Origin of the sequence: Clostridium sp. TF11-13AC (assembly GCF_003481065.1) — a bacterium.
GTDB lineage: Bacteria > Bacillota > Clostridia > Lachnospirales > Lachnospiraceae > Otoolea > Otoolea fessa.
On record NZ_QUKJ01000001.1, the window covers coordinates 1 to 13,712 of the forward strand.

Sequence of the window (13,712 nt, forward strand, 5' to 3'; positions counted from 1 at the left end):
GGGTTCGAGTCCCGTCTCGCGCTCTTTTTTATTTCTAGGATTTATGCGGGTTCCGAGGTTTTCGGAGCCCGCTTTTAATTTACATAGAATTGCTAAAAGTTTTTACTGAAGGCTTTGTATTATCATTCCGTATATGCTTGCTGGAAGAAATTCAAGAAACGAAGAAAAATGAAGGAAAATGCGTGATTTTTTTAATTTCCACTTGCATGTATACTTTGCCTGTGATATAGTATAAAGGCTGAAAATTCACGCCGGTCGGATTTGCGCAGGACGGTGCTCATTATGAGTCCCCGCGGAAAGCATGAGAAGACGGCGGAAGAAAAACCAAAATTGGAGGAAAGAAACATGAGCGTTATTTCAATGAAGCAGTTACTCGAAGCAGGTGTACATTTTGGACACCAGACCAGAAGATGGAACCCGAAAATGGCTCCGTACATCTACACCGAGAGAAATGGTATCCACATCATCGACCTTCAGAAATCTGTAGGTAAAGTAGATGAGGCTTACAAGGCAGTATCCGATATCGCAGCAGACGGCGGCACAATCCTGTTCGTTGGTACAAAGAAGCAGGCTCAGGACGCTATCAAGACCGAGGCTGAGAGATGTGGTATGTTCTATGTAAACGAGAGATGGTTAGGCGGTATGCTGACAAACTTCAAGACCATCCAGAGCCGTATCGCTAGATTAAAACAGATCGAGGCTATGTCTGAGGACGGAACTTTCGACGTTCTGCCGAAGAAAGAAGTTATCGAGCTGAAAAAAGAGTGGGAGAAGCTGGAGAAGAACCTGGGCGGTATCAAAGATATGAAGAAGATCCCGGATGCTATCTTCGTAGTAGATCCGAAGAAGGAAAGAATCTGCGTACAGGAGGCTCATACTCTGGGTATTCCGCTGATCGGTATCATCGATACCAACTGTGATCCGGAAGAGCTGGATTATGTAATCCCGGGTAACGATGATGCTATCCGTGCCGTAAAACTGATCGTTTCCAGAATGGCAGACGCTGTTATCGAAGCTAAGCAGGGCGAGGCTGAGGCAGCTGCAGCAGAGGGCGAAGCAGAGGCTACAGAGGCTTAATTAACCCCAAAATTAAAAACTGAAACCAAAAGACCAGGAGCACGCCGCGGTTTTCCGCATAAAAGCGTGCTCCGCGCGGGTATACGAACGTGTACCTGAATTTATATACACGGAGGGATTTAAGATGGCAGTTACAGCCGCAATGGTAAAAGAGTTACGTGAAATGACAGGCGCTGGTATGATGGACTGTAAGAAAGCTCTTGCAGCTACAGATGGCGACATGGACAAAGCTGTTGAGTTCCTGAGAGAAAAAGGACTTGCAGGCGCTACCAAGAAAGCTGGCCGTATTGCAGCAGAGGGTATCGTTATGACTAAGGTTACCGCTGATGAAAAGAAGGCAGTTGTAGTAGAAGTAAACGCAGAGACAGACTTCGTAGCTAAGAACGAGAAGTTCCAGAACTATGTATCTGATGTTGCTGAGCAGGCGCTGAACACAAGCGCAGCAGATATTGACGCATTCCTGGCTGAAAAATGGGCAAAGGATCCGTCCCTGACAGTTGCAGAGGCTCTGTCTTCCCAGATCTCCATCATCGGCGAGAACATGAAGATCCGTCGTTTTGCTCAGTTAGCTGAGGAGAATGGTTTCGTTGCTTCCTACATCCATGCAGGCGGCAAGATCGGCGTTCTGGTAGACGTTGAGACTGACGTTGTAAACGATGCAATCAAAGAGATGGCTAAGAACGTAGCTATGCAGGCTGCAGCTCTGAAACCGCTGTACACCAACGACAGCGAAGTAGATGCAGATTACATCGCAAAAGAGAAAGAGATCCTGACTGTAGCGGCTAAGAACGAGAAGCCGGATGCAAACGACAAGATCATCAACGGTATGGTTATGGGGCGTATTAAGAAAGAGCTCAAAGAGATCTGCCTTCTGGATCAGGTATATGTTAAGGCTGAGGATGGCAAGCAGAGCGTAGCTCAGTATGTAGCTCAGGTTGCTAAAGAGAATGGCGCGAAGATCACTGTTAAGAAGTTCGTTCGTTTCGAGACTGGCGAAGGTATCGAAAAGAAGGAAGAGAACTTTGCAGAGGAAGTTGCAAAGCAGATGGGACAGTAAGCGAACTACTTGTTGTAACTTCATATAACTTATTAGAAAGTGCTGAACCCCAGTATTTATGTAGGGTTTCAGCACTTTTTTGTGTACTGTTTTTTGATACTTTTTTATATAACTTGTTGCAATTTATTATATCTTCTTATGCGAATTGTGTAAAAAAGTGTGTAGTGAATTGTGTATAGGTTTTGGGGGATTTGTGTAATAACACGAATGGAACGCCTCAGCTGATTGCAGACGCACCTTTGCAGTCTGCTCAGCATTACATTTACCGGTCTCAGGATCCCATTAGCGATTCTTTTGGGTGGCATTATGGGACTCACCGGAATCTGGCGGGCGCTTACGCTGACCTTGATCGTGAAAGGATAGGGGATAAAAGTGCACCAGAAAGTCGCACTTGAAAATTTCGCCAGATGCGCTATAATAAGTCTGGCGATGGTTCAGCAGGGAAACATTGCAAATTTGATAAAAACAGGGGAGCTCGTTGGCGGGCTGAGAGGAAGTAATCGAACTTCGACCCTTTAACCTGATGCGGATAATGCCGTCGTAGGAAGTCATGAGATGAATTTTTACAGGAGATATCCGCAGGGGTATCTCCTGTTTTTTCATATAACAGGAAAATCCGTTGAAATTTCCTGTTATATAAAAAGTCCTATCGGGCGGGATCGCACTGCGGCGGAAGGGAATCATGTCGCAAGCAACCGCGCTCGGCGCGGGAATGTGCCAGGGCACATTCTTTTAAAATTAAATTCTTTGAAAGGGGGAACGTATTCCGCATGTGTGCGGCGAGCTGAGGGGGAGCGCCCTGGGCTTTGTAGGCAGCGATGGGAAGCCGTGTTCCGGCGTGAGAGGATACCAGAGAGTATCGACCGAATTTCATGCAGAAAACGTAAATTGTTCGTAACTGTTCAAGAATATCAAAGAAACAGAACAGTTGCAAATTTTCAAAGAAGGAGAAGAAAAATGAATAAGACAAACACGAAAAAACTGGCGATTGCGGCTGTATTCTGTGCCGTTGCCGTCGTAGGAAGTTTATTTTCCGTTCCGGTGTTCGGAAGCAAGTGTTCCCCGGTACAGCATATGGTAAATATCCTGTGTGCCGTTCTTCTGGGACCGGGCTATGGACTGGGAGCGGCCTTTGCAGCAGCGCTGATCCGAAATCTGTTAGGACTTGGAAGCCTGATGGCATTTCCGGGCAGTATGTTTGGCGCCCTGATCTGCGGACTGGTTTACAAGAAAACGCAGAGTGTGTTCGCAACTTTGATCGGTGAGGTGCTTGGAACGTCCATTCTGGGCGGATTTGCGGCATATCCGGTGGCGGTTTTCCTGATGGGAAAGAGCGCGGCGGGACTGGCTGTCTATGCCTATGTGGTTCCGTTTTTGATCTCGACCGCGGGAGGCGCGATCATAAGCGCGGTTCTGATTTTAAGTTTAAAGAAAGCCAATATTTTAGCAGGAATGCAGGAAGCACTGAGAGAGGAGAAGCCAGCACATGTTTAAAGAAATATTTGATAATGTAAGAGAAAAATGCCCGTTAATCCACAACATCACGAACTACGTGACTGTCAATGACTGTGCCAACGTGGTACTCGCATGCGGCGCGTCCCCGATCATGGCGGATGATAAGGACGAAGTTTCGGATATCCAGACCATCTGCGGCGGACTGAATATCAATATCGGCACATTAAACAGCCGGACCATCGAATCCATGCTGCTTGCGGGAAAGCGGGCAAATGAGCTGGGTCATCCGGTAGTTTTAGACCCGGTAGGCGCCGGTGCGTCGAAACTCAGAACAGAGACCGCCAATCAGCTTTTAAAGGAAGTCAGGTTTACCGTGATCCGCGGGAATATTTCGGAGATCAAGACACTGGCACTTGGAAATGGAACGACGAAGGGCGTGGATGCCGATCTGGCAGACCGGGTGACGAAGGAAAACCTGGACGAGGCGGCAGCTTTTGCGAAGGCATTTGCCGGAAAGATGAATGCGGTCGTTGCGATCACCGGTGCGATCGACATTGTGGCGGATGCGGAGAAGGCATACTGCATTTACAACGGTCGTCCAGAGATGTCTTCCATCACGGGAACCGGCTGTCAGCTCTCGGCTCTGACGGCGGCCTTTGTGACAGCCAACCAGGAACAGCCGCTTGAGGCAGCTGCTGCGGCAGTCTGCGCGATGGGACTGGCCGGGGAGACGGCATACGCCCGTTTAAGTGAACTGGACGGCAATGCAACCTACCGGAATTATATCATTGATGCTATTTATCGCATGAACGGAGAAGCGCTGGAGGCCGGAGCAAAATTTGAAGTAAGATAATAGAACTTTAGTGTCTGTTTTTATAAGAACAGCCGAGAGAAGGAGGAAATGCAGATGAACTGCAGACCGGAAGATATGCTGCTTTACGCGGTGACAGACCGCGCATGGTTGAAGGGGGAAACTCTGGAGAGTCAGGTTGAGAAAGCTTTGAAGGGCGGGGCGACGTTTGTCCAGCTGAGAGAAAAGGAGCTTGACGAGGCGGAGTTTCTGGAGGAGGCAAAGAAGCTTAAAATGCTTTGCAGAAAGTATCAGGTTCCGTTTGTGATCAATGACAACGTGGAGATTGCCCTGGCGGTGGATGCGGACGGCGTCCATGTGGGACAGAGCGATATGGAAGCGGGAAAGGTCCGGGAAAAGCTGGGACCAGATAAGATCATCGGCGTTTCCTGCAAAAATGTAGAACAGGCGCTTCTTGCGAAAAAGCATGGGGCGGATTATCTGGGAGTCGGAGCCATCTATCCGACGGGAACCAAAAAGGACGCCGATGCCGTGACGCCGGGGATGCTTGCCAAGATCTGTCAGGCAGTCGATATTCCGGTTGTTGCGATCGGCGGACTGAATAAAGAACATCTGGAGCTGTTAAAAGGAACAGGTGTGGACGGCATTGCAGTGGTCAGCGCCCTGTTTGCGGCCGATGATATTGAAAAGGCAGCAGAAGAACTGAAGGAAGCTGTAAAAAAGGTTCTGTAAAGATGAAAACGTTGTCATTTTGTCAAAAAAATGGCATGAAAAAGTTTATAAGAAAAAGCTTGTGAAAAAAGCTTCATTAAAAAATGGTAAGAAACTTTGCAAAAGGTTTTTTATGGCGGCACATTGGGGGCACCACCTTGTGTCGCCTTATAAAAGTTATTGATGCCTGAAAGGAGTTAATTATGAAGACAGCATTAACAATCGCTGGAAGTGATTGCAGCGGAGGCGCCGGTATCCAGGCCGATTTAAAGACGATGATCGCCAATGGAGTATATGGAATGAGTGCGATCACGGCGCTGACGGCCCAGAACACAACCGGCGTCCAGGGGATTTTTGAGGTAACCCCGGAATTTCTGGAACAGCAGATTGACAGCGTATTTACGGATATTCGTCCGGATGCGGTAAAGATCGGCATGGTTTCATCAACCGGACTGATCAAGTCGATTGCGAAGAAGCTTTGTGAGTACCAGGCAGAAAACATTGTTGTGGACCCGGTTATGGTGGCGACGAGCGGAGCAAAGTTAATCGGCGACGACGCTATCGACACCTTGAAAGAATCGCTTTTTCCATTAGCGGCGGTTCTGACACCGAACATTCCGGAGGCGGAGGTCTTATCGGGAATGAAAATTAAGTCTGCCGACGATATGATTGCGGCAGCAAAATGGATCAGTGAAACGTACCATTGTGAGGTTCTCTGCAAGGGCGGACATCAGTTAAATGATGCCAACGATCTTTTATACCGGGACGGCGGATACCGTTGGTTTAACGGAAAACGCATCCACAATTCCAATACCCATGGGACGGGCTGCACCCTGTCCAGCGCGATTGCATCCAATCTGGCGAAGGGCTATGATCTCGACACCGCGGTGGAACGTGCCAAGGCATATATTTCCGGCGCACTGGGAGCGATGCTGGATCTCGGCAAAGGATCCGGTCCGATGGATCACGGATTTGATTTCCGGGGAAAAGGATTTGCGGAGGAACGCGTATGACAATGACAGAGAGGCTTTTGGAAGCCACAAAGGAGATCTGGGCTGGTTACAATGAAAAACCGTTCGTAAAAGGCATTGCGGACGGCAGTCTGGATCATGATAAATTCAAATATTATATGATACAGGATTATCTGTATCTGATTGATTACACAAAGGTGTTTTCCATCGGGGCGGCAAAATCAACGGATCTCGCATTTATGCGCCTGTTTGCCGGATATACCCACTCGATTCTGGATGGGGAGATGGATATTCACCGTGCTTACATGGAACGTTTGGGGATAACCAGAGAAGAGGCGGAACAGACGCCGGTCGCTCTGGATAACCTTTCTTATACTTCTTATATGCTTCGCATCGCTTATGAGGGGGGCGCGCCGGAGGCGGCAGCAGCGATATTGTCCTGCGCCCTCAGCTATGAATGGATTGCGAAGAAAATCGCAGCAGACAGACCGGATGCCGACAAACATCCATTTTATGGGGAGTGGATCCGGGGATACGCTTCCGAGTCTTACCACAAGGAAAATGAAGTCCTTGTAGAGTGGATGAACCGTCTGGCAGAGGATCTGTCTGAGAAACAAAAGAAACATCTGGTGGATATTTTTGTGGCCTGCTCCCGCTATGAAGCGGCATTCTGGGATATGGCGTGGGAAATGAGGCGGTAAATATGCTTACATTTGACAACGTGCGTTTCCAATATGCGGTAGAGGATTTTTCGATCATTGACCATCTGTCGTTTGAAGTCCAGGATGGGGAGTTTGTGTCCATCATCGGCGCTTCCGGCTGTGGAAAAAGTACGATCTTCCGGCTGGTAAATAAACTTCTTACCCCGGCTTCCGGTGTGATCCGGGTGGATGGGGAATCGATCGAAACGAAGAAAAATTACTGTGGATATATGCCGCAGCAGGATCTGCTGTTTCCATGGCGTACCGTGCGGGAGAATCTGATGCTTCCGATGGAGATTCAGGGCGGATATTCGAAGGAACAGATGCAGAAAAAAGCGGATGATGCGCTTCAATCGGTTGGACTTGCAGACTGGGGAGATAAGACGCCGAAAGAGCTTTCCGGCGGTATGCGCCAGAGAGCCGCCTTTGCGAGAACGGTTCTGACGGGTTCAGACCTTCTGCTTTTGGATGAGCCGTTTTCTGCCCTGGATTATCTGACAAGACTGTCTATGCGGGAGTGGCTTCTGGAACAGTGGGAGAAGGAGAAAAAGACGGTTCTTTTCATCACGCATGATGTGGAAGAAGCGGTGTTTCTGTCCAGCCGGATTCTCGTGGTGGAACAGTCACCGATCACACATCTGCGCTCCATCGAGGTTCCGGCGGGATATCCGCGATCCCGGGAAGAGCTTCGCAGACCGGAAATTCTGTCCTTAAAGGAAGAACTCATCGGAATGCTTAAGAAGGAGAAGGTGTGATGGAACAGAAAGAAACAAATAAAATGGAAAGCCGGATGAATGCGAATCTTCCAGCTCTGATTCTGGTGGCGGTGCTTCTGTTTGCATGGCAGGCGGCGGCTATGGGGATTGATGCGGCCTATATTCTCCCGTCTCCGGTTCAGGTGGTTGTACGGCTGTGGGAACTTCGGGGTCCATTATTTACGGCACATCTGCCGGCGACGATGTCGGTAGTCGTGATTGGACTTTTGATCTCGATCGTGCTGGGCGTGGGACTGGCTGTGCTGATGGATGCCAGTGAGACGGCAAGAAAGGCGCTGTATCCGCTGATCATCGCCTCGCAGACGATTCCGACGACGGCGCTGGCACCGCTGTTTGTCCTCTGGTTTGGCTACACGATCTGGAGCAAGGTGCTGGTAACGGTGCTGATTACGTTTTTCCCGATCACGATCACGGTATTTGACGGGTTCCGGTCGGTGAAGACGGAAATGGAAGAACTTTTGTTTACATTTGGCGCGGATAAGCGTCAGATTTTTTTGAAATTAAAGATTCCGGCGACGCTTCCGTACTTTTTTTCAGCGATCAAGATGGCGGTACCGCTGTCGATCATCGGAGCGGCGATTGGAGAATGGCTGGGCGCCCAGAGCGGACTCGGATATTTCAGCCGGAGAATGATGACCCAGTTAGATGGAGCCGGTGTATTTGCACCGATTCTGCTCTTATCGGTAGTGGCGATGGCGGCAACGTGGGTTGTCTCGCTGCTTGAAAAGCGGATGATTTTCTGGAGGAATGAGTAGGGAATTGTGGTATAGGATGAAATTTTGAAGTATGTGTGCGGATATTGAAAAGTCTGTATTTTTGAAATGTGTGCTGCAGGCCGAAAAAAGTGTATTCACAAAAAGAGCTACTCGTGAAGAAGTCCAGATCGTTGAGATTGGTATGTGAATCCAGCAAGTCATATGCAAAAAAAACTGGAAAATAGATAAGTGATAGGGAAATATAGACGGAAATTTGTAAAACTGAAAGGATATGAGATGAAAAAACGAATGAGAATGGCTGCCGCAGTGATGGCAGCAGTGATGGGAATGATGACACTTGGCGGATGTGGAACGGCCAGCGAAAAGAGTGAGACAGCTGCTCAGGCAGAGGGCACGGATGCGAAACAGGCCTCGGAAGATGGAAAAAGTCAGGATCTTAAAGAGATCAATGTGGTTCTTGACTGGTATCCGAATGCGATCCATACTTTTATTTATACGGCGATCGAGCGCGGTTATTATGCGGAAGAAGGACTGGATGTGAATGTGCGTTTTCCGGCCAATGCGAACGATGCGTTATCACTGGTAGCGGCTGGAAAGGCGGAGATCGGCATGTACTATCAGCAGGATGTGATCCAGGCGGTTGCCAATCAGGGAACGAAGATCAAATCCATCGGTGCGATCGTGCAGTCCCCGTTAAGTGTCGTTCTTTCTTTAAAGGATAAGAATATCACAGGACCGGAAAATCTGGTTGGAAAAACCGTTGGTTACGGCGGAACAGCACTCAGCGAGGCGGTTGTCAAGAGCATGATGGAATATGTGGGAGCGGATGCATCGGATGTAAACCTGATCGATGTCGGATTTGAATTGATGAGTTCTATGACGACCGGCAATGTGGATGCGACGATCGGATGCCTTGTTAACCATGAGGTTCCGCAGATGGAGGAAGAGGGCTTTGATGTCAACTACTTCATGGCAGCTGGATATGGAATCCCGAATTATTATGAGGAAGTATTCCTTGCCAACAACGAAATGATCCAGCAGGAGCCGGAAGTTCTGGAAGGATTCTTACGCGCATCGAAGAAGGGCTTTGAAGACTTTAAGAACGATCCGAATGGCTGCCTGGCAATCCTGATGAATAATCAGAATGAGGAAAACTTCCCTCTGACCCAGAGCGTGGAGGAGAAGTCCTGTGAGACACTTCTGCCGCTCATGGAGAGCGATGAGGTTCCGTTTTTGACCCAGACCGAAGAGTGCTGGCAGGAAAACATCGACTGGATGAGCGAGAGCGGGCTGATCGATAAGAAAGTGGATGTTTCGGATGTGATGGTAAACCTGCAGGAGTAAGAGCCAGAAGTAGTCAGAGACTGGCTGTTTGCGCAGAGCAAGTAAATTTCCGGAACTGGAAATTCTGGTGTTTAACATATATATGCAAGACAAGAATGGTAACAGAGTTACTGTTCACGGGTAGGCACTTTTGGAACCGAAAGTGCCGTGAGAAAACGTGGTGGCAGCAGGAATTTGCCGTATTTAAATGCGAAGCCACGGCAAATTCCGTTACTGGGGAAGATGGAGTCTCAGAATGTTGACAGTCTGCCAGCCAGGATATATAATATTTTCGTAACTGTTCAGTACCTTAACAGTCACGCGCAAAAATCCATTAAAGAAAAAACACCAGAATGGAAGGGGAAACAAATAGATGAAGAAAATTATTTTAACCGGCGATCGTCCTACAGGACGCTTACATGTCGGACATTATGTTGGCTCTCTGAGCGAGAGAGTGAGACTTCAGAATTCCGGCAAATTCGACGAGATCTATATTATGATTGCCGATGCGCAGGCACTGACGGACAATGCCGATCACCCGGAAAAGGTGCGTAAAAATATTCTGCAGGTTGCCCTGGACTATCTGGCTTGTGGAATTGACCCGGAGAAATCCACCATCTTTATTCAGTCGATGGTGCCGGAGCTGACAGAGCTTACTTTCTACTATATGAACCTGGTTACGGTATCCCGTGTACAGCGAAATCCTACCGTAAAAGCGGAGATTCAGATGCGTAATTTTGAGGCAAGCATCCCGGTTGGATTCTTTACTTATCCGATTAGCCAGGCGGCGGATATCACTGCATTCCGCGCGACGACCGTTCCGGTTGGAGAGGATCAGATGCCGATGTTAGAGCAGTGCAAGGAGATCGTCCATAAATTCAACAGCGTGTACGGCGAGACCCTGACGGAACCGGAGATCCTGCTTCCGTCCAACAAGGCGTGTCTGCGTCTGCCGGGTATCGATGGAAAGGCAAAGATGAGCAAATCGCTTGGAAACTGCATCTACCTTTCTGATTCGGAAGCAGATGTGAAGAAGAAGATCATGTCCATGTTTACAGATCCAAATCACCTGCGTGTCGAGGATCCGGGTAAAGTCGAGGGCAATCCGGTCTTCATCTATCTGGATGCATTCTGCCGTCCGGAGTATTTTGCAGAGTTCCTGCCGGATTACCAGAACCTGGACGAGCTGAAAGCGCATTACCAGAGAGGTGGTCTGGGCGATGTGAAGGTGAAGAAATTCTTAAACAACGTCATGCAGGCTGAACTGGCTCCGATCCGCGCGAGACGCCAGGAATGGGAGAAGAGAATCCCGGATGTATTTGACATTCTGAAAGAGGGAAGCAAGGCAGCAGAGGCGAAGGCTGCTGAGACACTTCGCGATGTGAAGGCTTCGATGCGGATCAATTACTTTGATGATGACAGCCTGATTGATACGATCGAGGACTAAGATAAAAAGTGGAAATTCGGCGCGGCTTTCTGAAATGCCGGGAGTGTGCTGCCGGAAATGAATTGAATTAAGAAATAGAGAAAAGTCTGTCTTTTGGCATGGGAAAGGTGTCGGGGGACAGACTTTTTTGCGTGATTCCCACTTAAAAACGGTTTACATAGTCCCTAAAATTCGATATAATAATCTGTATTGCGTTATAACGCAAGGCTATATCAAATATGAAATGAAAGAATACTAAGAGGGCTACACATGAGTAAAAACAAACAATGGGCGAGTAAGCTGGGCTTTATTATGGCGACGGCTGGGGCGGCGATTGGATTGGGAAATCTGTGGAAATTTCCATATCTGATGGGAAAGAACGGTGGATTTCCATTTCTGGTTGCGTATCTGTTTTTTATCGTCGTTCTCGGACTTCCGGTTATGATCACGGAAATGTCCCTGGGACGGAAGACGCGGCATGATCCGGTGCAGGCATATGCGGACATTCATCCGCACGCACGGATTGTCGGTATATTCGGCGTACTGGCGGCGTTTATTATTTTGAGTTATTACAGCGTCATCGGCGGCTGGATTTTAAAGTATATTGCCAGCTATGTGACGACGGCGGCAGCGCCGGATTTTAACGCCTTTATCGGCAGCAGCGAGCCGGTGATCTGGCATATTGTATTTATGGCAGCGACTATAGCTGTCTGCTATTTTGGCATCAATGGCATTGAGAAAGCGAGCAAATTGATGATGCCGATGCTTCTGGTTCTGTTATTTGTCATCATTTTCAGAAGCGTGACGCTTCCGGGAGCTTCGAAAGGACTGTTATTTATCTTCCAGCCGGATTTTTCGGCGTTCACGCTTTCTTCTGTCAGCGCGGCACTGGGACAGGTGTTTTATTCCCTGAGTCTCTGTATGGGTATCACGATCACCTACGGAAGCTATCTGAGTGGAAAGGAAAATATTCCAAAAAGCTGTATGATCGTCGGTGGTCTGGACACCGTGATTGCGGTTCTCGCGGGTATCGCGATCTTTCCGGCAGTATTTGCCTTCGGTCTGGAGCCGGGACAGGGACCGGGACTGATTTTCGGCACACTGCCGATGGTATTTGCGAATATTGCGGGGGGAACTTTCTTTGCAATCCTGTTTTTTGCGCTGGTTTTTTTCGCAGCCGTTACGAGTGCGATCGCACTTCTGGAAGTCTGTGCCTCTTTTGCGATTGATTCGCTGGGCTGGGAACGCAAGCATGCGGCGCTTGTGATTGGTACGGCGATCACGCTGCTTGGCATTCCGAGTGCGCTGTCCTTCGGCGTCCTGAGTGATGTCACAATCCTGAATCAGTCGGTCTTTGATTTCGCCGGACTGGTAACGGATAATATTCTGATGCCGCTCGGTGGACTCACGATGTGCTACTATGTAGGCTGGAAATGGAAACCGGAGTATCTGCTTGCGGAGATCGAGGCGGACGGTACGAAATTCCGTCTGGGAAAACTCTGGGTGTTCTGCATCCGATTCCTGACGCCGATTATGGTGGGAATCGTCAGTGTAACTGGATTTTATAATTTGTACTTGGCGATTCGGTAGGAAGAGCGGTTTTGTTGACAAAAACAGGAAATTGCCGTATAATTTGTTAAAGTTCAGACAAGGTCATGGAAATAGGGATAGGATGTGCTTGACGGTGGATCAAGGGCGGAAAAAGACCATTTGTGTGATAATCTGAATGGACAGACAACTTGGGGAAACTTGAATATAAGACAATTAAATTATGGGGATACCGCAGAATGACAAGGATGTGATTAGGCGGTGTCCCTACTTCGACTGTCGGGAATGAATCGGATATGAGGCATTGCCGCAGGCAGAAAAGCTGCGCCGTGTGAGTGAGCACAGAATCACAAGCCGGAAGACGTTGCGGAGAAAGCAGAGAAGGAGGATGAGATATATGGTTCAGAGAAAGAAAACATTAGCCAAGACAGCGGCAAAGAAATCTGTTTCAACGGAAGAGAAAAAGGTTCCGTCTGTTGTGGAGAAAAAAGAGACAGCCGTAGCTGAAGTGGCGAAGAAAGAAACGGCAGTGGCAGCAGTCGCAAAGAAAGAGACAGCGGTAGCGGAAGTGGCAAAGAAGGAAACAGCTGTTGCAGCGGTGGAGAAAAAAGAGACGGCAGTAGCATCCGTTCCGAAAAAGGAAACTGCACTGGCACATGTAGAGAAGAAAGAAACAGCCGTAGCGCCGGTACAGAAGAAGGAGACCGCCCTCGCAGAGAAGAAAGAGATGGCAGCAGCCGCAGAGAAAAAGGAGACAGACGTGACCGTAAAGAAAACAACTGCAAAGAGAACCACAAAGACAACCACAAAGACAACCACTGCAGCAAAGAAGACAGCTGAGAAAAAGGAAGTAAAGACAGTTGCATACGTACAGTACGCAGGTGCTGAGATTTCTATCGAGAAGCTGGAGGCAGAAGCAAAGAAAGCATATGCAGCTCTGGGACATAAAGAGGACGAGATTGAGACTCTGACCCTGTATGTTAAACCGGAAGAGCGTGCCGTTTACTATGTGGTAAATGGAGAAGGTTCCAGCGAGTACAAGATTGTGTACTAAGGTGGGCGTTCGGTGAAGTTTCCGGCTCTGTATGACGGGAAGTTTACATACCATATCTGCTTAAAATGAGGGAGCAGGTATAAAAA

The 13,712-nt window shown here is 48.5% G+C and carries 13 protein-coding genes and 1 riboswitch; all 13 genes read left to right on the top strand.

Features of this window, described 5'->3' with window-relative positions:
• The first annotated feature begins 345 nt into the window (after positions 1-345).
• On the top strand, positions 346-1,077 hold the full coding sequence (gene rpsB / locus DXD12_RS00005) for a 30S ribosomal protein S2 (protein ID WP_022359217.1): 732 nt from the start codon (positions 346-348) through the stop codon (positions 1,075-1,077).
• A 124-nt stretch (positions 1,078-1,201) separates the two neighbouring features.
• Positions 1,202-2,134, top strand: coding sequence for a translation elongation factor Ts (tsf, locus tag DXD12_RS00010; RefSeq protein ID WP_022359216.1), 933 nt, complete (start codon positions 1,202-1,204; stop codon positions 2,132-2,134).
• Positions 2,135-2,591: 457 nt separating this feature from the next.
• Positions 2,592-2,698: riboswitch (TPP riboswitch) on the top strand.
• Positions 2,699-3,091: 393 nt separating this feature from the next.
• A complete protein-coding gene (thiW, locus tag DXD12_RS00015; RefSeq protein ID WP_117796324.1) occupies positions 3,092-3,628 on the top strand; it encodes an energy coupling factor transporter S component ThiW in 537 nt (178 codons plus the stop codon).
• Complete coding sequence (gene thiM / locus DXD12_RS00020; protein ID WP_117796325.1) at positions 3,621-4,442, top strand: hydroxyethylthiazole kinase; 822 nt, start codon at positions 3,621-3,623, stop codon at positions 4,440-4,442. The genes thiW and thiM overlap by 8 nt, the downstream gene beginning before the upstream one ends.
• Before the next feature lie 54 nt (positions 4,443-4,496).
• The gene (thiE, locus tag DXD12_RS00025; RefSeq protein ID WP_118472127.1) at positions 4,497-5,132 is read left to right on the top strand and encodes a thiamine phosphate synthase; all 636 of its coding nucleotides are present in this window, start codon (positions 4,497-4,499) and stop codon (positions 5,130-5,132) included.
• A gap of 182 nt (positions 5,133-5,314) precedes the next feature.
• Positions 5,315-6,124 carry a bifunctional hydroxymethylpyrimidine kinase/phosphomethylpyrimidine kinase gene (gene thiD, locus DXD12_RS00030; RefSeq protein WP_118472126.1) on the top strand — a complete coding sequence of 270 codons (810 nt, stop codon included), beginning with the start codon at positions 5,315-5,317 and terminating at the stop codon, positions 6,122-6,124.
• Positions 6,121-6,783, top strand: a complete 663-nt coding sequence (tenA, locus tag DXD12_RS00035) for a thiaminase II (RefSeq protein WP_107000374.1) — start codon at positions 6,121-6,123, stop codon at positions 6,781-6,783. The genes thiD and tenA overlap by 4 nt, the downstream gene beginning before the upstream one ends.
• 2 nt (positions 6,784-6,785) lie before the next feature.
• Positions 6,786-7,538 (top strand): ABC transporter ATP-binding protein, encoded by a 753-nt coding sequence (locus DXD12_RS00040; protein ID WP_118636923.1) that lies wholly within the window; start codon positions 6,786-6,788, stop codon positions 7,536-7,538.
• Between the two features lie 35 nt (positions 7,539-7,573).
• Positions 7,574-8,314: an ABC transporter permease gene (locus tag DXD12_RS00045; RefSeq protein WP_118637482.1), complete on the top strand. Its 741-nt coding sequence runs from the start codon at positions 7,574-7,576 to the stop codon at positions 8,312-8,314.
• 237 nt (positions 8,315-8,551) lie between these two features.
• Positions 8,552-9,619: an ABC transporter substrate-binding protein gene (locus DXD12_RS00050; protein ID WP_207665256.1), complete on the top strand. Its 1,068-nt coding sequence runs from the start codon at positions 8,552-8,554 to the stop codon at positions 9,617-9,619.
• A 352-nt stretch (positions 9,620-9,971) separates the two neighbouring features.
• Positions 9,972-11,045 (top strand): tryptophan--tRNA ligase, encoded by a 1,074-nt coding sequence (gene trpS, locus DXD12_RS00055; protein ID WP_117796329.1) that lies wholly within the window; start codon positions 9,972-9,974, stop codon positions 11,043-11,045.
• A 249-nt stretch (positions 11,046-11,294) separates the two neighbouring features.
• Positions 11,295-12,614, top strand: a complete 1,320-nt coding sequence (locus DXD12_RS00060) for a sodium-dependent transporter (RefSeq protein WP_117796330.1) — start codon at positions 11,295-11,297, stop codon at positions 12,612-12,614.
• 355 nt (positions 12,615-12,969) lie between these two features.
• A complete protein-coding gene (locus tag DXD12_RS00065) occupies positions 12,970-13,626 on the top strand; it encodes a DUF6465 family protein (protein ID WP_117796331.1) in 657 nt (218 codons plus the stop codon).
• Positions 13,627-13,712: the final 86 nt, after the last annotated feature.